This window comes from Novosphingobium indicum, from assembly GCF_014645195.1.
Lineage (GTDB): Bacteria > Pseudomonadota > Alphaproteobacteria > Sphingomonadales > Sphingomonadaceae > Novosphingobium > Novosphingobium indicum.
The window spans coordinates 1-21,409 of the sequence record NZ_BMLK01000043.1; the positions used below are offsets into that span (position 1 = coordinate 1).

The 21,409-nt window shown below is 60.0% G+C and carries 20 protein-coding genes and 2 pseudogenes; 15 read left to right on the plus strand and 7 right to left on the minus strand.

Annotation, left to right across the window (positions count from 1 at the left end; translation table 11 throughout):
- Positions 1 to 1,166: 1,166 nt before the first annotated feature.
- From IEX64_RS22850 to IEX64_RS22865, 4 genes are all read left to right on the plus strand, one after another.
- Positions 1,167 to 1,340, plus strand: coding sequence for a YezD family protein (locus IEX64_RS22850; RefSeq protein WP_188823623.1), 174 nt, complete (start codon positions 1,167 to 1,169; stop codon positions 1,338 to 1,340).
- A gap of 81 nt (positions 1,341 to 1,421) precedes the next feature.
- Positions 1,422 to 3,818, plus strand: coding sequence for a TonB-dependent receptor (locus tag IEX64_RS22855; protein ID WP_188823625.1), 2,397 nt, complete (start codon positions 1,422 to 1,424; stop codon positions 3,816 to 3,818).
- A gap of 12 nt (positions 3,819 to 3,830) precedes the next feature.
- Positions 3,831 to 4,613, plus strand: a complete 783-nt coding sequence (locus IEX64_RS22860; RefSeq protein ID WP_188823627.1) for a sulfite exporter TauE/SafE family protein — start codon at positions 3,831 to 3,833, stop codon at positions 4,611 to 4,613.
- Between the two features lie 154 nt (positions 4,614 to 4,767).
- A complete protein-coding gene (locus tag IEX64_RS22865; protein ID WP_188823665.1) occupies positions 4,768 to 5,571 on the plus strand; it encodes a lipid II flippase Amj family protein in 804 nt (267 codons plus the stop codon).
- 60 nt (positions 5,572 to 5,631) lie between these two features.
- Here IEX64_RS22865 and IEX64_RS22870 read toward each other — a convergent pair whose 3' ends face one another.
- Positions 5,632 to 6,324: a response regulator transcription factor gene (locus IEX64_RS22870; RefSeq protein ID WP_188823629.1), complete on the minus strand. Its 693-nt coding sequence runs from the start codon at positions 6,322 to 6,324 to the stop codon at positions 5,632 to 5,634.
- On the minus strand, positions 6,321 to 7,814 hold the full coding sequence (locus tag IEX64_RS22875; RefSeq protein WP_188823631.1) for a sensor histidine kinase: 1,494 nt from the start codon (positions 7,812 to 7,814) through the stop codon (positions 6,321 to 6,323). The genes IEX64_RS22870 and IEX64_RS22875 overlap by 4 nt, the downstream gene beginning before the upstream one ends.
- A 159-nt stretch (positions 7,815 to 7,973) precedes the next feature.
- On the opposite strand from IEX64_RS22875, the gene pal reads away from it, so the two are divergent.
- The 11 genes and pseudogenes from pal (at position 7,974) to IEX64_RS22930 (ending at position 16,908) form a co-directional block, all read left to right on the plus strand.
- Positions 7,974 to 8,486 carry a peptidoglycan-associated lipoprotein Pal gene (gene pal / locus IEX64_RS22880; RefSeq protein ID WP_188823633.1) on the plus strand — a complete coding sequence of 171 codons (513 nt, stop codon included), beginning with the start codon at positions 7,974 to 7,976 and terminating at the stop codon, positions 8,484 to 8,486.
- A gap of 29 nt (positions 8,487 to 8,515) precedes the next feature.
- Positions 8,516 to 8,791, plus strand: coding sequence for a hypothetical protein (locus IEX64_RS22885; protein ID WP_188823635.1), 276 nt, complete (start codon positions 8,516 to 8,518; stop codon positions 8,789 to 8,791).
- Between the two features lie 91 nt (positions 8,792 to 8,882).
- Positions 8,883 to 9,566 carry a protein TolQ gene (tolQ, locus tag IEX64_RS22890; RefSeq protein ID WP_188823636.1) on the plus strand — a complete coding sequence of 228 codons (684 nt, stop codon included), beginning with the start codon at positions 8,883 to 8,885 and terminating at the stop codon, positions 9,564 to 9,566.
- Between the two features lie 56 nt (positions 9,567 to 9,622).
- The gene (locus IEX64_RS22895) at positions 9,623 to 10,039 is read left to right on the plus strand and encodes an ExbD/TolR family protein (protein WP_373290192.1); all 417 of its coding nucleotides are present in this window, start codon (positions 9,623 to 9,625) and stop codon (positions 10,037 to 10,039) included.
- Between the two features lie 1,007 nt (positions 10,040 to 11,046).
- Positions 11,047 to 11,421 (plus strand): cell envelope integrity protein TolA, encoded by a 375-nt coding sequence (gene tolA, locus IEX64_RS22900; protein WP_188823640.1) that lies wholly within the window; start codon positions 11,047 to 11,049, stop codon positions 11,419 to 11,421.
- A gap of 179 nt (positions 11,422 to 11,600) precedes the next feature.
- Positions 11,601 to 12,074 (plus strand): annotated as a pseudogene (tolB, locus tag IEX64_RS22905) (Tol-Pal system protein TolB); the annotation flags it as partial.
- Between the two features lie 82 nt (positions 12,075 to 12,156).
- Complete coding sequence (locus IEX64_RS22910) at positions 12,157 to 13,077, plus strand: hypothetical protein (protein WP_188823645.1); 921 nt, start codon at positions 12,157 to 12,159, stop codon at positions 13,075 to 13,077.
- Positions 13,078 to 13,376: 299 nt separating this feature from the next.
- Positions 13,377 to 15,284 (plus strand): VWA domain-containing protein, encoded by a 1,908-nt coding sequence (locus tag IEX64_RS22915; protein WP_188823647.1) that lies wholly within the window; start codon positions 13,377 to 13,379, stop codon positions 15,282 to 15,284.
- Positions 15,285 to 15,294: 10 nt separating this feature from the next.
- Positions 15,295 to 15,918, plus strand: a complete 624-nt coding sequence (locus IEX64_RS22920; RefSeq protein WP_188823649.1) for a TadE/TadG family type IV pilus assembly protein — start codon at positions 15,295 to 15,297, stop codon at positions 15,916 to 15,918.
- Positions 15,919 to 15,986: 68 nt separating this feature from the next.
- The gene (locus IEX64_RS22925; RefSeq protein WP_229710681.1) at positions 15,987 to 16,565 is read left to right on the plus strand and encodes a TadE/TadG family type IV pilus assembly protein; all 579 of its coding nucleotides are present in this window, start codon (positions 15,987 to 15,989) and stop codon (positions 16,563 to 16,565) included.
- A 43-nt stretch (positions 16,566 to 16,608) separates the two neighbouring features.
- Positions 16,609 to 16,908: a hypothetical protein gene (locus tag IEX64_RS22930; RefSeq protein ID WP_188823653.1), complete on the plus strand. Its 300-nt coding sequence runs from the start codon at positions 16,609 to 16,611 to the stop codon at positions 16,906 to 16,908.
- Between the two features lie 991 nt (positions 16,909 to 17,899).
- Here the strand turns inward: IEX64_RS22930 and IEX64_RS22935 are convergent.
- From IEX64_RS22935 to IEX64_RS22955, 5 genes and pseudogenes are all read right to left on the minus strand, one after another.
- Positions 17,900 to 18,917 (minus strand): annotated as a pseudogene (locus tag IEX64_RS22935) (IS110 family RNA-guided transposase); the annotation flags it as partial.
- Positions 18,918 to 19,127: 210 nt separating this feature from the next.
- The gene (locus IEX64_RS22940; RefSeq protein ID WP_229710682.1) at positions 19,128 to 19,841 is read right to left on the minus strand and encodes a lytic transglycosylase domain-containing protein; all 714 of its coding nucleotides are present in this window, start codon (positions 19,839 to 19,841) and stop codon (positions 19,128 to 19,130) included.
- A gap of 64 nt (positions 19,842 to 19,905) precedes the next feature.
- Entirely contained in the window at positions 19,906 to 20,238 is a 333-nt protein-coding gene (locus tag IEX64_RS22945) for a DUF736 domain-containing protein (protein WP_188823659.1), read from the minus strand.
- Entirely contained in the window at positions 20,229 to 20,828 is a 600-nt protein-coding gene (locus tag IEX64_RS22950; protein WP_188823661.1) for a S26 family signal peptidase, read from the minus strand. The genes IEX64_RS22945 and IEX64_RS22950 overlap by 10 nt, the downstream gene beginning before the upstream one ends.
- Positions 20,825 to 21,313, minus strand: coding sequence for a DUF2840 domain-containing protein (locus IEX64_RS22955; RefSeq protein WP_229710683.1), 489 nt, complete (start codon positions 21,311 to 21,313; stop codon positions 20,825 to 20,827). The genes IEX64_RS22950 and IEX64_RS22955 overlap by 4 nt, the downstream gene beginning before the upstream one ends.
- Positions 21,314 to 21,409 lie beyond the last annotated feature (96 nt).

Genomic DNA, 21,409 nt, shown 5'->3' on the forward strand with positions numbered 1-21,409 from the left:
CCCACGAATGCGCCAACTACTTCAAATCATGCGGGTACGAACCAGAATGATCGAAAACCGCTCTAGATCAAAACATTCGTTGAAATAGAAAGGGCTACGAGCAGTAAGAGGAGGCAAGAGGCGATCCATATGGAAATTTCGTCGGCCCGCAACGGCAAGAAATGCGCCAAGCCGAGCTGCGGCACCAAAGCGATAATCTCAATCGCGAAGCGGGTTATACTGTGAATTATCCAGAACCCCAGAAGAACCAGAACAAGGCCGGAAACCAGCAATTTGGGAGCAATGAAAATACCGGCAGAGGCTGTGTTGACCCTGACGGCACCGAGCAATTTTAAATGAGACAAGGGGAGCCGGTACCGGCAATCCGTCCGACGGATGCGAAGGTCACCCCCCGATTGTCTTCGAATTTTGCCGAGAATAAATTATTTTTTCAGATAGTTGCTTCGCATCCTGGCGTATCACCAGCCCCGCTGGAGGGCTCAGAATCATTCCCTTCGTTTAAAGTATTAGTTAACCATGTTGATTTAAGAACAGTTCAACCAGGCGTTCGGGGGGAAGCCGATGGCAGAGTGGGCCGCGCCATTGCTTGCTGCTTTTGCATCGGGCAGCTCACTCGCTTTTTCACCAATACTTTCTTTCCGTGGTCTGACGGACGATCACCGCCCCAACCGACCTCCAAAGCATGTATAAATTTTACGTAATCAATAGTTCGCTATACGCAGGTTATAAATAGCAACATTAAAATGTGAAACGTTTTCATAATAATTTGATAACTTTTTTATTAATGACGCATCGTTACTGCATAAAATCACATTTTCGTGCTTTTGGCAAAACTGGCATCGGTCGCTCAATTTTCTACCATTAGAGAGGCAGCATGGGAAATACTGACGTCGCGATGCCTCACACGCCACTGTTTATCATATGTTCTTGAATCTTCTACCAAGGTGCAACGATCGGCATCTCAGAGGCCCGCAGGCATAGGATTGGACTTGGTTGGCCGTCTGCGCTTCTTGGTCTGCGCATACCGTTCGCACTGTCGCGTGACCTTTCCCTTCCCAGCGGGAAACAAAAACTTCGCGCCAAAAGCATTTGCCAACAAAATTAGTAGAGAATATAGATTGCAGACATGGCGGGGCTTTCTCGCTATGAGCCAGCAGGACAATTCCATGTCTCAGGAAGCAGACAACCGGATCATCACTAAGGGAAAGTTCGCTGATAGCGATCCTCTCGGCCTCATCCTCGAGGCCCTCGCCACGATACGTTTCGGCGCTATCCAGTTGACCGTCCACGAGGGCAAGCTGGTCCAGATGGACGTGACCGAAAAGCACCGTTTCACCTAATTCTTCATCAGCAGGACGATAGCCTGCACAGCTTGATGCTGACCGGACAACCGGACGCATTCCTCCTTTCAGGGATGCATCATGCTCGGAAATACACGACTTGCGGGCGCACTGCTCGCCTCCACCACCCTTATAATTACGCCCGCTTTCGGCACTGATCTCGATGCGGCGGAACCGCAAACCTCGGTCGGCACCGGCGCTTCCGATGCCGGCGAGGATATTCTCGTGACGGCGCGCCGCCGCGACGAATCGAGCCAGGATGTGCCGGTCGCGATTTCGGTCGTGGGCGGGGATCATGTCGATGCCACTGGCTCGTTCAATGTCGGCCGCCTTCAGCAGTTGACGCCTACGCTCCAGTTCTACTCGTCGAACCCCCGCAACACCGCCGTCAACATCCGCGGCCTCGGCGTACCCTTTGGACTGACCAACGACGGTATCGAACAGGGCGTCGGCATCTATGTCGACGGCGTTTACAACTCACGCGTGGCATCGGCCACGTTCGACTTCCTGGACGTTGCACAGATCGAGGTCCTGCGCGGGCCGCAGGGCACGCTCTACGGGAAAAACACGACGGCGGGCGCGATCAACATTACCACCAACCAGCCAACGTTCGACTTTGCCGCAAAATCCGAGATTTCCGTTGGCAATTACGCCTTCAAGCAGGCCAAGGCTGCCGTGTCAGGCCCTCTTTCCGACACGCTTGCGGCCCGGTTCGCGCTGTCCTCGACCAGCCGCCGCGGAACGATCTACAACACCACTTCCAGCCAGTGGATTCAGGGCCAGGACAATCTGGGCCTGCGCGGTCAATTGCTGTGGAAGCCGACTGACAGGCTGAACGTCACGGTTACCGGCGACTACAGCACGCAGGATCCGAGCTGCTGCGGCACCGTTTATGTCCGGACCGCAGTAACGCAGCGTCCCGCAAACCGCCAGTTCGCCGCGCTGGCAGCTGCGCAGGGGTATGCTCCGGCCAGCACCAATCCGTTCGACCGGCTGACTGATCTGGACGGACAGTTGAAGGCCAAAAACAGGATCGGCGGCGCATCCGTGCGCGTGGAATGGGCATTGGGCCCGGGCGAACTGACTTCGATCACCGCCTGGCGGTTCTGGAACTGGGACCCGTCGAACGACCGCGACTTTACCGGCTTGCCGATCGTCACCCTGTCCCAGAACCCTTCACAGCAAGACCAGTATACGCAGGAACTGCGCTACAACTATGATCAAGGCGACATCGGTTTCGTTGCGGGTGCCTTCGCCTTCCATCAGCGCATCGACACGCAAGGCACCGAACAGCAGGGCAGTGCCTCTACCCGTTGGAATATCTCGCCTACCAACGCCCTTTACAACTCGAATGTGCTCGAGGGGCTGACCGCGCTGAACGCCGTGTCTCTTAAAAACTCCAGCGCGGCCCTGTTCGGCCAATTGAGTTGGAAGGTGACGCCCGAATTGACAATTCAACCCGGCGTCCGGCTGAACTACGACAAGAAGCAAGGGTACTACCAGCGGCAGGTCTTCGACAGCAGCGGCAACGCGTTGCTTCTCAATGACAGCAACATCTACAGCCCGGCCCAGAGCGCCCAGCTGGCGATCTATGCACCGCAGGAGATTGCTCCGCGCTTCAGTGACTGGAACTTCAGCTACGACTTCACCACGAGCTACAAGCTGGCGCCTGACGTGCTCGTTTATGCGACCTATGCGCGAAGCTTCAAGTCAGGCGGCATCAATCTCAATGGCGTGCCCACCGACAGCACCTACCACGCCATCGCAGCCGCAGAGACTGTAAAACCGGAGACGGTCAATCACTATGAGGCGGGCATCAAGACCCGTTTCTGGGCCCGTCGCGCCACACTCAACCTGGCTGCCTTTCGCACCGATATCCGCAACTATCAGGCCAACGTGAACAACAGTCAGTATGGCGTGCTGCGCGGCTATCTGGCCAATGCCGGGGCTGTGCGCGCACAGGGTCTGGAAGGCGACTTCTCCATCCGGCCGAGCGCGCGCTTCAACGCCTATGTCAACGGCGCCTATACCGATGCCACTTATCGCAGGTTCAACGACGCCCCCTGCCCCCCGGAACTTTCCGGCGGCAGCGACAGCCCAGGCAATTGCGACATTTCCGGCGCAGTGCTTCCCGGCATCTCGAAATGGTCCTTCTCGTTCGGAGCCGAGGCCAACGTTCCCGCAAAGTTGCTGGGCCAGCAGGGCGAAGTCTTCTTTGGCTATGACGGCAGCACGCGATCGCACTTCTCCTCGAACGCCACGCCTTCGCAATACGCGTGGATCGAGGGGTATGACCTGCACAATTTCCGTGCAGGCTTTCGAACCGATGGCGGTTTCAGCCTCTACGGCTGGGTGCGCAATGCGTTTGACGAACAATACTTCGAGCAGCTCCAGGTCGCCTCCGGCAACACCGGCCTGATTGCCGGTTCCCTCGGTGATCTGCGCACCTGGGGCATGACCGTTCGCCTCGAAATCTGACTGGAAAACACAATGCTATCATTGCCAGAACTTACCCTGGAGCATCTGCAGGCACTGGTCCCCTTCATCGGCGTCGGCTTTGCCGCGCAGCTGATCGACGGCGCGCTCGGAATGGCCTTCGGGGTCATAACCAACACCCTGCTGGTAAGCGTTCTGGGCCTCGCGCCAGCACGCGCTTCGGCCAGCGTTCATGTGGTCGAGACGTTCACCACGGCGGCTTCGGCCATCAGCCACATCTTTCACAAGAATGTGAACTGGAAGCTGTTCGCCCGTCTCGTCATTCCGGGAATGGCGGGCGGCGTTGTCGGCGCCTACCTGCTGACGAGCATCGACGGCGCGCTCGCAAAACCGGTGGTCATGACGTATCTCTCCGGGATCGGCATCTACCTCTTGTGGCGAGCCTGGAGAATGGACCATGGACACGCCCACAAGCCGCCAAAGGTCATTGCACCGCTTGGTCTTCTCGGCGGGTTCCTTGACGCAGCGGGCGGCGGCGGATGGGGACCGGTAGTAACATCGAACCTCCTGGTTCAGGGCACCGAGCCGCGTACCACCATTGGCACGGTCAACACTGCCGAATTCTTCCTCACGACAACGATCTCGCTGACGTTCATCGTGACCATGGGCCTTGAGGCCTTCTCCATCGCGGCGATCGGCCTGATCATCGGCGGGCTGATGGCGGCGCCGCTGGGTGCGGTGATCGCCAAACGCATCCCCGCCAAGCGCCTGCTGATGCTGGTCGGCTCTCTGCTCACCGTGACCAGCCTGTTCACATTGTACAAAGCGCTGGCCTGAGTCCTGCGGCCAACCTACTAGCGGAGAGGACGGGACTGCTTGCTCCGACCTCGGATCGTCCTCTCCGGATATGGCTGAAATCCAGCCAAGGCCAGCCGTCGCGGGGCAAGCAATACTGAACTCGCGGCTTTGCCGCCAACACCCAGTTGAGGCTATGGACACGCAATTGGTTGTGATCTGCCTGCTCACGGCGGGCATCAACCTCATCGGCACGCTTGCTTATGCGGCAAGGATAGCAGGTGTCCGTACGCGGCGGATTGCGATGAGTTTCGCGCTGTTCAATATCCTCGTTCTTGTCAGCCGTACTTCCAACAGCTTTCTGGGGCCGTTCCTTGCGAAGCGGATTGAAGCGCGCATTGCCGATGGCGGCGGGGAGGCTCTGCTTTTCGACTTTCGCATGATCTTGACGGCAGCGACGCTTGCAGTGGCGCTGGGTATCGCGCTGGTCCCTACCGGCCAACGCCTGTTCGCACGAGCCATCGGCTATTTCCAGGCCCGCCGCTCGACAGCGAAGCTCATCTTGCGAACGGCTTCGCCGGCAGGATTGAGTACAATCCGCAAGTCTTTTCGCGCACCGCGCCTCAACCATGTCCGCGACCTATCCAAGGGGCGCGGCGTAGGCTGGGGTGTGCTTGCTGCCAACTGCCTGGCCCAAGCGCTGATAACCGTCGGTGTGCTGGCCTCGCTATACGCTGGCTATCTTACTCCGGAGTTTCGCGTGACGGCATCGCAGCTGTCATCCGTAATTAATGGCGTCGCTACGATCCTTCTGTTCGCGCTGATTGATCCTCAGCTTTCGGTTATGACCGACGACGTTGTTGAAGGCCGTCTCAGTGAGGCCCTGTTTCGTCGTACAATTGTGTGGATCAGCTTCAGCCGCCTTGCCGGAACGCTGCTGGCACAGGTTGTCCTCGTCCCGGCAGCGCACATGGTCGCTGCTTTGGCAGACCTTGTCTGAATGGCGGGATCAAACGTTTTTCCAACTATTCTTTTGGGCGCAATAGATCATGACACGAAATCAGCCCTGTTCGCGAACCAGCAGACGATACCCGACTCCCGGCTCGGTTACGACCAGTTCCGGTTCGGATGGATCGGCTTCGAGCTTCTGCCGTAGCAGCCCCACATAGACGCGAAGATATTGCAGATCGGCAGCCGCATCGCCCCATCCTGCAGCCAAAAGGCGTTTATGCGTCACGACCTGGCCGGCATTTCTAGCAAGGGCGTGCAGGATCATGTATTCCTTGGGCGAGAGCTTGATCGGCTCTCCCATCAGCGTAACCTCACGTTTCGCATAGTCGACACGCAAAGGACCGCCCTCGAATACCGATGCGCTCGATGCTGTTGCCTGCGAGCGTCGGATGGCTGCCCTTATGCGGGCCATCAGTTCACCGATTTCAAAGGGTTTGTTGACATAGTCGTCCGCGCCTTCGTCAAGCGCCGCGATTTTTTCCGCCTCTTGGTGGCGCGCCGAGATGACGATAATCGGAACTGGGCTGGTTTCCCGTATAGTCCGGATCACGTCCTTCCCGTCAATGTCGGGAAGCCCCAGATCCAGCAAGACGACGTCGGGATCGTGCGCTACGACTGCGCTGATAGCCGCGTTTCCGTCACTCGCGACCGTTACGGCACAGCCGGCCGCCTTCAGCACCGGCTGCAGCACCGCGACAAGCGCGGGCTCATCATCAACCAGCAAAATTTGGTCCTGCATCATGCGGCCTCCTGGACGATCGGCAACCGTATCGCAACGGTCGTGCCCTTCCCGCCAATGACGGGAGAGATCAGTTCGATCGATCCGTGAAATGCTTCCACGAAGCCTTTAGCGATTGCCAGCCCAAGTCCGCTGCCCTGCGGGGACGCCTCGGTGCGCTTAACGCGGTAGAACCGTTCGAAAACCCGCGCCTGCTCGCTTTGGGGTATGCCGCGGCCCTGATCGGTCACTGTCAGAACACAGTCATCGCGCTCGCAGTCACAATGCACCAAAACAGGTGTGTCAGCTTCGCTGTAGAGCAGTGCGTTCTGAATGACGTTGGTGAGCGCAAGTTCGAACAGGGCCGTGTCGGCGTGAACGAGAATGTCGGACCGGAAGGCAGAAGTCCGGATTTCACGATCCCCGACCCGCGACCGGAGCCGCTGGACCACTGAACGCACGACATCGTTCACGGAAAGAACTTGACCGTTCACGGCTGTTCCGCCTGCCTGCAACCGGCTAAGTTCCAGCAGGTTCGCGGTAAAGCGGTTCAGCCTGTCGCATTCCTCGACTATGCCCTCAAGCAGATGCCTGGACGTTATTGCGTCGAGCTGGTTGCCGTACTCAATGAGGCTTGAGGCCGAAGCGCTGATTGCGGTCAGCGGTGTTCGCAAATCATGGCTGACCGATGACAGCAACGCCGACTTGAGTTCCTCGGTCCGGGCATTGGCCTCGGCTTCAGCGACGGCTGATGCGAACATTGCGCGTTCCAGCGCCAGACCTGCCAAGCTGGCCAGCGCTTCCAGAAAAGCCGGATCGACGCGAACCGAATTCACATTGTCGACCACGAGCGCTCCAACGCATGTTCGGCTGCCATCCAGCCGAAATGCTGTGCGCGAGCCTTGCCGTACGATTCCTTCGCCCACTGCACGCTCTGCGAGGTCAAGATCCCCGTCGCGATCATCGCCAGTTCCAAGCCTGTGCACTTTACCCTGCTGAACGCCAAAGACCGACAATTGAAATCCCAGCCGGCCAGGAACCGTCCGTGCCAAGGCCTTTTCGATCGCGGTGACATCGGGGGCGGCCTGCAGCATGCGACTCGTTTCAAGCAGGCTTTCGAGTTGAAGGTTTGTCTGCCCCAAAAGAAACGTTCTGTCTCGTAGCCGGCCGGCCAGCAATCCCGACACGATTGCGCAAGCTGTGAAGATCACAGGAGGCGCAAGATCATTGCCGGTCGACATGCGAAACGTGAGCACCGGATCGGCGAGGAAGAAGTTGAAAAATGCCGATGCCAGGACGGAGGAGATCACGGCAGGCACCAGACCGGCATTGGCGCCCACAAGTGTTATCCCAAGCACGAAGATGAGCCCCGACGACACCTCGCCTTCAAGCATTGGCTGCAAGACCACCGCCAGAACGGACGTGACCAGGAAGATTATCACGGGTGCGCGCCAGGCACCGGGTTGATGAATCAAGCTCCGGCGCAAATCGTCGCGAAGACTGGCTTTGGTCAAACCCTGCATAAGTCCTGAATGCGGCTCTCGATCCATGCCTGTCATTCGCCCTTTGATCGCATGGGGGGCTGCACGTCCATGCATAAAAATCCTATAATACCAGCCCCCTCCCGAGTTGCGCTAATCCTGCCGGAAATTCGATGCAGGAGAAGCCATCACATGAAACGCAACCTTGCCCTCGCGGTCCTCGTGTCCGGGGCAATTGCCCTTTCCGCCTGCGGAAAGAAGCACGCACCGGACTCGGCCTCGTCGCTGCCACCTCCGGGAGGTCAGGCACAGTCGGGCTATGGAGAGTACGATCCCGATGGTCCGGGCAGCCAGGCCGACCTGCGCCGCACGGCCGGCAGCGACCGGGTCTTTTTCGACCTCGATTCCTATGCGCTCGACGCCACCGACCAGGCAACCCTGCGCCGACAGGCCTCGTGGCTCGCGCAGTATCCCAATGTCAATGTAACCCTCGAGGGCCACTGCGACGAGCGGGGTACTCGTGACTACAACATTGCTCTGGGCGAACGCCGCGCCAATGCGGCCAAGAACTTTCTTGCCACTCTCGGGGTCGCCCCAGCACGCATGAATGTGGTTTCCTATGGCAAGGAGCGCCCCGAGGCGCTCGGCTCGACGGAGGAAGCGTGGGCGCAGAACCGCCGGGCGGTAACAGTCGTCATCCGCTGATAGCGCCTGCATTCGGCCCGGGACGCGCCATGAACGGGGATACGGAGCACGCTTTCCGCAGAGCAGGTGAAGTCCTGCGCAAGGAAAGCGCGCTCACGGCGCTCGAGTGCGCCGAGCTCGAGGCGTTATTCGATCAAGTCAACAGCACCCAATACATATCCTTGGTGAAGGATCCCCGGCACCGCCGCGCATTGCAGGAATACGATCGCCGCATGCGAGTGGTGACCTATCTCATTGTCACCTTCATGGGCCTACTGTTCGTCGTGAGCGCATTCGCCGGCCTATTCGCGAGCCTGCCGTATTGACCAGGCCAACCCTATACTCCTCCATCCGACCGCTGTCGGTTCAGAGAGGTGCGCCCACCCTTTCCCATGACAACGCAGGCTTGAACCTCCCATGCCGATAGACGCCGCAACCGATTTTTCCCCTGTCACGCTGTTCCTGCAAGCGGACATTGTGGTCAAGATCATCATGCTTGGCCTGGTGGCCGCAAGCATCTGGACCTGGGCGATCATCGTCGGTCAGGTGCTCCGCAATCGCCGCGCTCACCACCAGAGCAATGACTTCGAATTGGCCGTAAATGACGCCGGCATCACGGGAGAGAGCGCTCGCCATCTTTCGCGGGACAGGTCCCCGTCAGCGGCTCTCTACCGCTCGGCGGTCAGCGAGTGGATCAGATCTACGCGGGCAGGTGCAAGGCTGGACAAGGATGCGGCGCGCGAACGTATCGCCGATGCCCTCGAAGGCGCCATCGAAGGCGAGATCGACCGCCTTTCCGAACGTCTCAACTATCTTGCCACAATCGGTTCGATTGCTCCGTTCGTGGGGCTGTTAGGTACCGTATGGGGCATCATGCGCAGTTTCACATCGATTGCGGCTTCGCAGAACACCTCGCTCTCGGTCGTGGCGCCGGGCATTGCCGAAGCACTTATGGCGACGGCCATAGGCCTGTTCGCCGCGATCCCCGCGGTCATCGCCTACAACCGTTTCGGCCACGCGGTGAACCGCTTCGAGGCCCGTCTGTCCCGCTTCGCCCGCCACTTGCGCGCAAGTCTCAGCCATGAACTGGATTGCCTCTAATGGCGGTAAACCTTGCAAGCGGCTCCAGACGGGCACGACGCGGCGGGCGCAGTCCGATGGCGGAAATAAACGTCACGCCCCTTGTCGATGTTATGCTGGTGCTGCTGATCATCTTTATGGTGACGGCACCACTTCTCAAGGCGGCCGTGCCAATCGATCTGCCTCAAAGCCGCGCCAAGGCCCTGTCCGAACAGGTTGACGAGGTGACGCTGAGTTTGTCTCGTGATGGCACAATCTACATCGACGATGCCAAAGTCGCGCAGAATGAACTGCCGGATCGCCTTGCAGCCCTGCCGCGCAGCAATGCAGGAAAGTCGCCGCTTGTCACCCTTCGCGCCGACCGCAGGCTCGATTACGGGCAGATCATGGCGATCATGGGCGAACTCAATCATGCCGGGTTCAACGCGATCGCGTTGGTCACGCTTGCCGCTGACGATGCGCCTGCCGGCCAGATCAAGGGCCGCGAGCCTTGACGGCAGCCACTCTTCCTTTGGAACGGCCAACCAATGACGAATGGGCGGGGTTGATCTTTGCGGTCACTCTCCATGCCCTGCTCGTGGCCTGGTTTTTGTGGCGGCCGCTTTCCACGCCGATGAGGCTTCCTGCCGAGCGTATGAGTGTAACGCTGACGGAGGAACCTACTCCCACCTCGCGTTCACCGGAGCCGGAAGCAGAGCCCGCAGCCGCGACAGCGCCACGAGCAGGCACGGCCGGGGAGGATAAGGCATCGCAGACAGAAGCGAAGAGCGAGGTTGAAGAACAGGCGCAGACGGCATCTGTCGTCGAACCTGCCCCTCCTGCGAAAGTGCAGCGCGCATCCGGTGCCGCATCCGCGAGGGCTCCGGCTTCCCCTCCGACCGGCGCCGCAACGCCCTTGGAGCCTGTTGCCAAGCCGACGGTTTTGCCGAGTCCAAGACCTGCGCCCGCACCCAAGCCGCAGCCGGCAGAGGTGGCCAGGACGGCTGCCCGCTCATCTGAAGCCCCCTTGCCTGCCCCCGCGCAGAAACCGAAGCCCGTACCCGTCACCACACCTGAGCCCGTTCCGACACCTCGGGCCCCGGTCCCTCGTGCCTCGCCGCCCCCGCAGCCTGTTCGTGCGCCAAAAGCCCCGGGCGCTTCTGTTGCCAAACCTTCGCCGGCACCAAGCCACAGTCCCGCCCCGGCATCCGCATCGCAAACACAGCCGGCCTCAGCATCGTTGCCCAAGTCCGCTGCGAAACCCACGGAAGTGTCTACGGCACCTCGCCCAGCCCAAGCCGCCAAGCCTACATCAGCGCAAAGCGCAGTTTCGGGTGCAGCCGCACTTCCCGCCCGGCCATCGTCTGTACCCTCGCCAGTTGCTCGGCAGACGTCTGCGCCGGGTCAGATCGGCAAGGACTTCCTCCAGGGTGTGCAAACCGGGCAGCGGGCCACTTCCGCCGGTCCGGCAAACTCAAAATCGCCAGGTGCAAGCCACCTTGGAGAGGACTTCCTCAAGGGCGTGACGGGAGGGCAGGAGAGCGGCAGCGCGCGCAGTCCAGCCGACACGGCGGCCGGTCCCGCAGTGCAATCCTCTCTCGCGGCGGCAATCTCACGCCAGCTCAAACCTTACTGGACAGTCCCCCAGGGTGCGGACGCCGAAAAGCTGGTGACAGTGCTTGCATGGAACCTCAACCGCGATGGCAGCCTGGCAGGGCCGCCCAAGCTTGTCCGACAGGAAGGTATTACAGACGCTAATAGGGCGCAGGCCGCGCGCCATGCCGAACTGGCAATCCGCGCCATCGAACTGGCAGCCCCCTTCGACCTGCCGAGCGAACATTACGACGTCTGGAAGCGCGTGGCAGCCTTGCGCTTCGACAGGAAACTCACCCAATGAAGGCATGCGTTTTCATACGGCCGATCACGCTTTCTCTGGCTCTTCTCGCTGTGGCCCCACAACCGTCCGCAGCGCAGGAGGAAGGGGGGCTGACCGGCACGGTATCGGCCGATCAGGAATGGATCGACCTCAGCCTCGCCATCACGGCCTTTGCTACAGATCGCGATGTTGTCACTGCAGCTAGGGGTGGGCCAAGCCTGCGACTGACCAATGGCGCCGGCATCGACGTAGGTGGCAGCTTTTCCCCTGATGGTTCGAAAATCGTATTTGAAAGCGACCGGTCCGGCAGCCAGCAGATCTATGTGATGAATGCCGACGGATCGGACCAGCGACGCATCAGCTTCATCGCTGGGCGGGCGGCAACGCCGGAATGGAGTCCGCGCGGCGATCAGATCGCCTTTACCCATATCGCCGGCAGTTTTCGAATTGCCGTAATGAGCCCGTTCGGAGGCGAGGCACGCCATCTCACCGATGCATGGCAGGACGAAGCGCCGAGCTGGTCGCCCAATGGCCGTGTTATTCAGTTCTTCCGGACCCAAGCCAATTCCGGAAAGACCGGCATCTGGCAGGTCGATCTCACCGGGCGCCACGAGCGTCGGCTCCCGACTCCGGTCGATGCATCCGACCCAGCCTGGGGCCCGGTGCTGCCATGACAGAAGCGTGCATGAAGACCAAGCACACCGTGCTCCGAACGGTACCAATCAGAGCGTTCCATATCGGCCGGGATCCATTGCCATGACGACAATCGGTGCACCAAGCTCCCTATCGGTATATCAAATCCGTTCGCTGGCCACTTCGGCTATCAGCCAGTGGACCGGGGACGAAGTAGAGAGCCTGAGCAAAAAACAGATCGGCGCCCTGACACTCGTGCAGATTTCCGCCCTCAGCAAGGAAGCCTTCGAGCGTCTTTCGAGCATGCAGGTAGCGTCGATTTCGGTTCAGGCTACTGCTGGCTTGTCCGCTGAGCAGCTTTCCACACTCTCGTCGGACAAGATGGCGAGCCTCACCCGCGCGCAAGTGGCTTCATTCACCAGCGCGCAATTGTCCAGTTTGAGCATTGAGCAGTTCGAAGCCCTAACGCCCGTCCAGATCGGCGGTCTCAATGCTCGCCAGGTTTCCGCGCTGACCCCGGCTGTCCTGGCCATGTTCGCCCCGGACGATGTCGCGGCAGTCAGTACTTTCGCGATCTCCGGCATGAACGCCGAAAGTCTGGCCTCGCTTTCTCAGGGACAGGTGCAGGCACTGACACCGGCCCAACTGACTGCTCTGAAGCCCGCGCAGGTCGCCGCTCTTGGCAGCGACAAGATTGGCGCTGTTACGCCAGATCAGATCGCAGCCATCGACCCAAAGGCCATTGCCGGTCTGACCACGTCCCAGATCGCGGTTATGTCCCTGGAACAGGCCGAGGCCCTGACTGCGCCTCAGGTTGCGAATCTCTCCGCTGTGCAAATCGCAGCCTTCAGCCCCGGCGCGCTTGCGACATTTTCCAGCAAGGATCTGAGCTCACTCAGCAGTGGCGGCTTGGCTGGGCTTTCGGTGGAGCAGATTTCGAGGCTTTCTCTTACCCAGCTGCAGTCCTTCACCACACAGCAAACGCAATTGCTTGCCACCCAGCAGGTATCGGCAATCGTCTCGGCTTACGAAGCGTTGAAGTAGTACGAAATGGGAGTGAGGCACCGACCCCGCTGAGATCATGCCCTCATTGGCAGATACGAAGATTCAGTATCGCCTGGTTTCTGCATTTAGGTCTTTAAGAACTGCCATTGCTGGAAAATTATTGGCCCACCAGGTAAAAATATGAAGTCAATTTACCGTTTTTTTAGCTTTAATCATGTAATTTTCTTGCGGGGCGTTGCGCTCGGCAACGAAAAACCCTTTTGAAAGTCCGAAAATCCATGGGTCGGTCGGCTTCTTTTTTTTGTCGACTGCGGAACGATGTGCGTGGAAACGCATTGGTGATCGTTGCCGCCGCATTGATTCCCGTGGCCGCCATGATTGGCGGCGGAGTCGATGTCAGTCGCGCGTATTTGGCCAAAGGGCGGCTGCAAAGCGCCTGCGATGCCGCAGCGCTCGCCGCTCGCCGCGTGATGAAATACGACCAGTTGACCGACGAGGTCAAAAACACCGGCCGCGAGTTCTTCGATTTCAACTTTCCTCGCGACGTCTACGGTACGGCGGCGTTCGAACCCTCGATTACCCGACCGGAAACGGGTGTCGTGCGGATCAATGCGTCAACGAGATTGCCTACGGTTCTGATGCGCCTGTTCGGCATTAACGAAATGCCGATCTCCGTGAGCTGCGATGCTTCGCTCAACTTTGTGAACACAGACGTTGTTCTGGTGCTCGATGTCACCGGGTCAATGGCCGATCCGCTTGATGGCGAACCCAAGATCAAGGCGCTGCGCGAGGCCGTGATAGCTTTGTACGAGGAGCTTGAACCGGTACAGAAGCAACTGGAAAGCCAGGGACTGCGGTTACGCTATGGGATCGTGCCATACTCAAGCACTGTAAACGTCGGCCGACTGATAAGCGATGTCGAGCCCGGCTACATTCGCAGTACAAGCAGCTATCCCTCGCGCGTTGCGAACTATTACCAGGCAGTTTATCTTTCAAACAGCCCAACAAGTTCAGCGGCTTGGGAATACTATAACGGCAGCTCGGGGACCGGCGCTTCATCACCGAGCAGTGCCACTCTGACGTCGAGCAGTTGCCAGTCCTGGGTCAACTCCTCGACAACCTCGAGCGGCTCTGCCCCCTCTCCGACTTACCAGTACAGCTATGACGGCAGCTCGACGAGCTCAACGTATGTCCAGAGTTCTGACTGGGGATGGTCTGGTGCCCCTGTGACCTCGGGCACTTATCGCAGTTGTCGGCGGTGGAAGATCACCACCACGACGACCTATGTAACCCGTCGAGGCTTCAGCAACTGGACCTATCGCCACGAAACCTACGACCTGAGCCAGTACAAGGAGCGGGGTGGGACAATGATACTGGCAAGCTCTGCCAACGGCACCGTCCCCGATCCAGGCGGCAGTTTCAATGCGCAGCAGCTCGCTGCGGCCGGAAGCGGCGTCAGCACGACTTCTGTTTCGTGGAACGGCTGCATCGAGGAACGCGACACCACCAGTGCCATTGCCGGCGGCACCAGCATGGCAATTCCCGCCGATGCCTACGATCTGGACATAAACATGATCCCGTCCAGCGATGCCACCCGGTGGCGTCCTATGGTTCCAGATGTCGTCTATACCCGCAATGCCGGCAGCACTTCGGTGAATTCAAGTGCGGGTAGCACGAGCACTACCGGCTGGATCAAGAACTACACTTACAGCCAGGGTTACTGGGCCTGCCCGACCGAAGCCCACCGGCTCGACGAATGGACCCACGACGACATGAACACCTATGTGGCGGGGTTGCAGACTGTCGGCGGCACTTACCACGACATCGGAATGTTGTGGGGCGCCCGGATGATTTCGACCGGCGGGATCTTTGCTGATGGTTGCGAGGAATATAACGGAATGCCGTGCAACCGGCACATCATATTCATGACGGACGGGGCCCAAACGGCTTATTGCAATGTGCTGACCGCCTATGGCGTTGAGCAGAATGATCTGCGCGTTACCGGAAGCGGATCCTGTCCCAATCAGCTTGCCCGCCACGAGCAACGCTTCCGCATGCTATGCAACGCGGTCAAGAACATGAATGTGTCGGTGTGGGTTATCGGCTTCGACACCAGCCTCAACGCCAACCTTACCGGTTGCGCGAGCAATTCCAACCAGGCCACCTCTTTGGCGGATCGCGAAAGCCTGATCGCAAGGTTCCGACAGATCGGTAACCAGATCGGCGCTCTGCGACTGACGAAATAGGAAATCCGCAATGCAGCTGACAATTCCTCTTGATACTGCAGCCCGCACTCTGCGATCACTTGCCCGCGATCAGCGGGGTGCCGCGATTGCTGAATTTGCGCTTATTCTGATGCCTATGCTCATTATGATCATGGGCGGTATGGACCTTGCCTATCAGGCCTATGCACAATCGGCCCTGCAAGGAGCGCTCAACGATGTGGCCCGCACCAGTTCGATAGAAGGGCCCTCGTTCACATGTGAAGGCGCCAGCCTCGAAGCGAAAGTCGGATGCGCGCTTCGGGCAAGGTCCGACATCGTCGCCCGCCATGCGACTTATTCGATTACGATCAAGAGCTATCAGGATTTCTCCGGCGTCGGCAACAGCGAACTCCTGGTGACCGACTACAATTCAAATGGACGCTACGACCCCGGGGACTGCTTTGCGGACCTCAATGAAAACGGTGTTTTTGACCAGCAAGCCGGCAAGACCGGGATCGGCGGCGCAGACGATGTCGTATTCTACGAGGTTTCGGCATCCGTGCCGCGACTGCTCCCCCTGCCGGGATTGTCCGCAAACCATTTGATCAGGGCAGAGACGGCTTTGCGCAGCCAGCCCTATTCTCGTCAGAAAGTGCCGCCGACAGTATGCGTATGACCGCTCCATCTTCCCTGCGCCGCCGGCGGCGCGTCAGCGACCTGCGCGATTGCCGAATAGGCGTGTCAATGATCGAGTTCGCATTCGCGACGCCGATATTCCTGACGCTTCTGCTTGGCGGGTTGGAAATCGTGAACATGGCAATGACGCATCTGCGTATCAATCAGGTAGCGATCACGGTTGCCGACAACGCAAGCCGACTGCGCACAGGGGTCGATGAGACCAACATCAACGAATTGTTTTCCGGCGCCAAACTTGTCGGCCGGTCGCTTGCGTTCGAACGCAATGGCCGTGTGGTGCTGTCGTCTCTGGAGCCCAATGGCCAGACCGGTAGCAACGCCGGTCAGATGATCAATTGGCAGCGATGCTATGGCGGTCTGAACGTCTCGCCGAAATATGGCCGCCAGGGCACGGGAAGAAGCACGAACGCCCTGGCTGGCGGGATGGGCCCAGCCGGTCATCGCGTGCACGCGGCAGACGGCACGGCAGTAATGTATGTAGAGGTAACATACCGCTACAACCCTTTGATCGTGAGTGTTTTTAGCGCTGCTCCTACGTACATTCGATACGAAAGCGCTTTCAACGTAAGAGAGCGTACAAACCAAAACATCACAAACACCAAAAGCATTACAATAAATTCCTGCTGAATATATATTTCACTTATATATCTCTGTAGCAATTGAGGCCTACATGGATTTCATTCCATTCACCAACCGGTACAATACCATGGTTTTTGTTGCAGCTCTCACCGCTGCTGCTGTGGCTATTTCCAGTTATTTCGACGTGGCAACGCTTGGTTTCAGGCATCGCGGTTTGCCGTCCTCATCCGCGGGCGTTGAACGCGCTTCGTCCGGCGACGTGTCTTCAGACCCTGATGCGACGCCTGCAAAGTCGGTCATGCCGCAAGGTTATATCAATCAACAGGAAAAGGACGCGCTGCCCCTGATTTCAGGCGACCAAAGCACTTCGGATGCTAAACGAATAGATTAGGACTGCCCTGATTGGGTGGTTCGAGCAAAGTGAGTTCGCGGTGAGGGTAATGATTTGCGGGGGAGCACGCGAAGCCGTCAAAGATGGGCTAAGAAACAGATTTTGGGCTCGGCGAATTTTGCGCCAGGCCCCAATTGAGAAGACACGGGCAGCGCCGATTCATCTTCACTTCTCATCCCTACTCAAGTCGTTCAATAACATGAATTTTTGTATCAGAATGAAAGCAACGTTTCACGCTTTTGCCCACCGTGCGTACGGCTTTCGGATTGTCATAGCCTGTAGCGCACTGTCCCAAGTGTAGCTATTGCGCAAGGCGATATCGTCCTTGTCGTCGCACATGCCGCAGGATGCGATCTGATGGTTTTCGGTTTTCTGGTAGGTGACGCCCCCCATTTGAGCCGCCGCTGGCAACACCCCGCCACTGTTTCCATCGCGTTATAGTAGAAGACAAGCTGGCCGGGAGGCTTCCCGGCCATACGCCGGAACCTAGCCAAACCGACCATTACAGCGCGCCTAGCTGGCCCCGCTTTTATCTTGCACTCTTATTTGGGGTCGAGATTCTGCCAGTCTTCGCCATCGTCGTTTCTCCTCCTTAGCATGTAATGGCACTCTATTGGATGCCAGCGCGCGAAGTATTGCGAAGCAGAAAAGGTCCGGTACGCCGCGCACTCTTCCGCGCTCATCGACAGCAGGTTGATGCTGCCCATCGGCAGCATGGCGGCCGTCGCGGCGCATGTCGCTATCGGATTGACGGGGCAACATCACAGGCACTCGAGCGTGGTCGGGCCCGGTCTCCCGAGCCAGCCACAGGCGAGATATCGTGCTTCCCGTTTTCCTGGACTGTACCATTCCATGTACCGCTTTCGCGGACCTCCGTGTGCTGGTCGGCCGTCAACTGGCCGGTAAGAGAAAGGGGGTGGTCATGAGTTCGCCAGGCTCAGCCGCTGCACTTTGGCGGCATTCCAGGCGGCAACATCCTGCGCTGACGCGTCCGGATCGCCGGTATAGAAGGTGCCGTCGCGCCACATCGCGTGCATCACCACGGCCAGCTTGCGCGCCACCGCGACGCGCGCCTTGGCGTGGCACTTGGTCTTGGCCAGGCGCAGTCCCCATGCCTTGATCGTGTCATTGCCCTTGAAGCGGGTGAGCATGGCCGACGCCGCTTCGTAGAGCGCGCGGCGGACATCGGCATCGCCCGCCTTGCTGATGCGTCCCTTCACGTCGATCGAGGTGCCCGACTGCCATCGCTTCGAGGTCAGGCCGAAGTAGGCAGCGACATCGCGCGAGCGGCGAAAGCGCGTGGGATCGTCGATCGCGCTTCTGAAGCTGAGCGCGGCGATCGGGCCGATGCCCGGGATTTCCATGAAGCGGCGGCACAACTCGTCGCTCATCGCGATCTGGGTGACGAGCTTGTGCAGCGTCAGGTATTCCGCCCACAGTGCCGCGCGTGCGCGCAGCATGCAGTCCATCAGCCCGGCGGTCATCGCATCGTCGGCGACTGCCTCGCGCACGGCCTTCTCCATGCCGCCCCGGCTGACCTTGCCGAGGCGGATGCCGAACACCTTCAAGGAATGCCGAATCGCGTTTTCAAGATCGAGGAACTTGCGCTTCAAGTTGCGCCGCTGGACCAGCAGCAAGCGCAACCGGTAGCAGGTCTCCGACTTGATATGCGCCTCACGGAACCAGCCCGTGCGCATGATGTGGGCGATCCCGAGCGCGTCGGCGGCATCGGTCTTGTTGCGCTGGGCTGACAGCGCCGCGCGCACATGGCGCGTTTCCAGGCACACCGCCGGAACGCCCAACTCGCGCAGGCCCGGGTGCAGCCAGGGCGAGAGCGAGCCCGCCTCGTGCCCGACACGGCGCAACCGCCCAGCATAGCGCTCAAGCGCGTTGGCGATGGCAGCCGGATCGGTTTCCACAGCGGTTTCCAGAACCACCTTGCCGTCGTCACCGACGACGCAGATGGCGGTTTCCTCGATCGAGACGTCCAGGCCGGCAAAGTATTCCATCACACGACTCCTGCGCTTGCGTTTGATGGACGCCAGGGTCGCGCCAGACGTGGGGGCGCCGCAAGGCAGGGGATTTCCGCCATCAGCAGGGACCGCCAGTGCTCGCCAAATACAGCGGCAATCCCGCCCCGTTTCTCTTTGCCGCACCTCCTCGCCCCGCAATATCGCACCCGGCTTGCTCCGCCGCCTGCAATCCTGCCGCTGCCCGATTCATGGGAAAGTGTTCCCGTAAAGAGAAACGAAGAGCGCATCAGGCGCGGAGGCGGGCACAGCCAGGGCCGCACGGGATTCGGGCACTCCGGGCCCTACATTCGCGCTTGCGGAAGCACGGGCTGCACCTTCGGTCGCGACCTGGGTCCGCACCGGAAATATCCGCGCATCACGCCAGGACGCCGGTTTGAAACTTGCCGGAACGGCAACGGCAACGGCCTGGTTGTTGCCGATCATGCCCATGACGCGGGCGACATACTCTGTCGTTTCCCCGGGCAAGGTACGACGGCCGGCAAGGAAGGCGTCGGTACGCCCGGGCCCAGCATTGTAGGCGGCGAGCATGGTTTCGAGATCGCCGTACCGCTCCCACATCAGGCGCAGGTAGGCCGCGCCTGCCTGGATGTTGGCGCGGGGCTCGAAAGGATCAGGGCCAAGGTCGTAGCGCGCAGCCATGGCGCGCCATGTCCCGGGCATGACCTGCATCAGGCCCATTGCGCCGACCGGCGAAACCGCGCGCGGATTGCCCCCGCTTTCTGCGCGCAAGACGGCAGCGATCCAGCTTGCCGGAAGGGAAACGCGGCGCGCCGCATCGGCAATCATCGCAGCATATTCCTCGGAAACGCCCTGCAGCACGGCCGCCTCATGACCGTCTTCAATCGCGGCATCCGGCACGTCCGCTAGCGCGGTTCCGCCTAGAACTGCGGCAATCGACAACGAAAAAAGTGCCCGGGCCCAATGCCGCCTCAGAAGCACGTTCTCCAGCTGCGCAGGCATAGTGTTACCGCCGGTCACGCGCAGAGGACCGAGACCACAGCAGCGCGTGGTCGGCGCCTTGCTGCAACGGACCAAGCAGATTGGCCCGCACAGGTTCTGCAAAATGGGGATCATCGAACTGCACGGCAATGTAGGCACCGGCACGCTCGCCTGTGCGGTTCCAGCCTGCTCCGATTTCAAAACTGTTGTCGCCATCGCCGCAGACAAGGCGCCATTGCGGTACGTTTTCCGCGTCGCTGCGATGCGCAGGCACGAGACAGACCGGAGCATCTACCGTGAGGGTCGTAATGCGGCCTTCGAAACCGTCACGGGTCTTGCGGAAGCTGCCTATTTGCATGGCGCCGGTCCTTTCCTGGTCTGTGGAGTCGCAAAGGCCCGGCGCAATCCGCGCCAGACGAAAGATGCGCCGGGTGCATCGCGTGTCAGGATCGGGGCCGCGCGGCCGATCACGCCCGCTGCGGGGATCGGCCCGAAATAGCGGCTGTCGAAGCTGTCGGGCGGCGCGTTGATGACGAACAGGCTGGTTGCCGTCAGCGTTCGGCAACCTTGCCAGACAGGCAAGGGGCGGCCGTGCCGGTCACGGTCGAGCGCGATCGCGACGCGCCTGCCATCGACGAAAACCCGCAACCCCTTGCGGCAGACACGTTGGCCGGGAAGCGCCGCGATGTGCTTCAGCAATGGCACGCGCTTCGCGAGATAATGCCGATCGGCCATGAACCTTTGAAGTTCTGCCTGCGGCATGATGGCGACCAGGTCACCGCACGCCACCTGCCGTGCCGCCGTCAAGCCATAGAGGCCTGGCGGCGCGCTGAAACTTGCGTTCCACACGAAGCGGGGATGCGGCTTCAGCCATGCGACGGCTGCGAAGGCGCCTGCAGCGAGTTCGGCAGCCGCCAGGGTCACGAGGATGTAGCCGAAGCGGGTCACAGTCCGAGTGCCTTGCACCGGAGCCAGGCGTCATGCCGCTCACGTCCGTAAGGGCGTGGATGCGCGCCGGCGGCGATCCGGCCGGCGACATGGCGCCAGTGATCGGGAGAAACGTCGCAGGGATCGACACCGCCGACTTCCACGGGGTCGATGGCGGCCAGCACCTGCTCGACCTTCGGCCAGCCCCGGATACTGAGAAGCACTTCTCCGCCGGGCTGCACGAAAGGCACGGTCGTGTAGGGCAGATCCTTCCCAACGGCCTGCACGATATCGATGCGCGAATATACGGTTCCGTAATCATTGCCGGACCAGCGCACGAACGCGAAGACCGCGCCGGGCCTGAAACTGACAATGCGCGTACGGCGGCTCACGATGCGCTCGCCGGCGGCCCGTCCAAAACGCAGCCACTGCTCATGGCGCTTCTCGATCCAGGTCAGTTCGACTTCGGTGCGAGGTTCCCCGGAAAGCGCCCGGGCAAAGGGCATGAAGCCGGTTGCGGGAGAGGGCCGCACACTCATACGGGGAGTAGGTCACGCTCGAAGATCGACCGGCGCATGGCGCGAGTGCTGTCCGCCATGGGA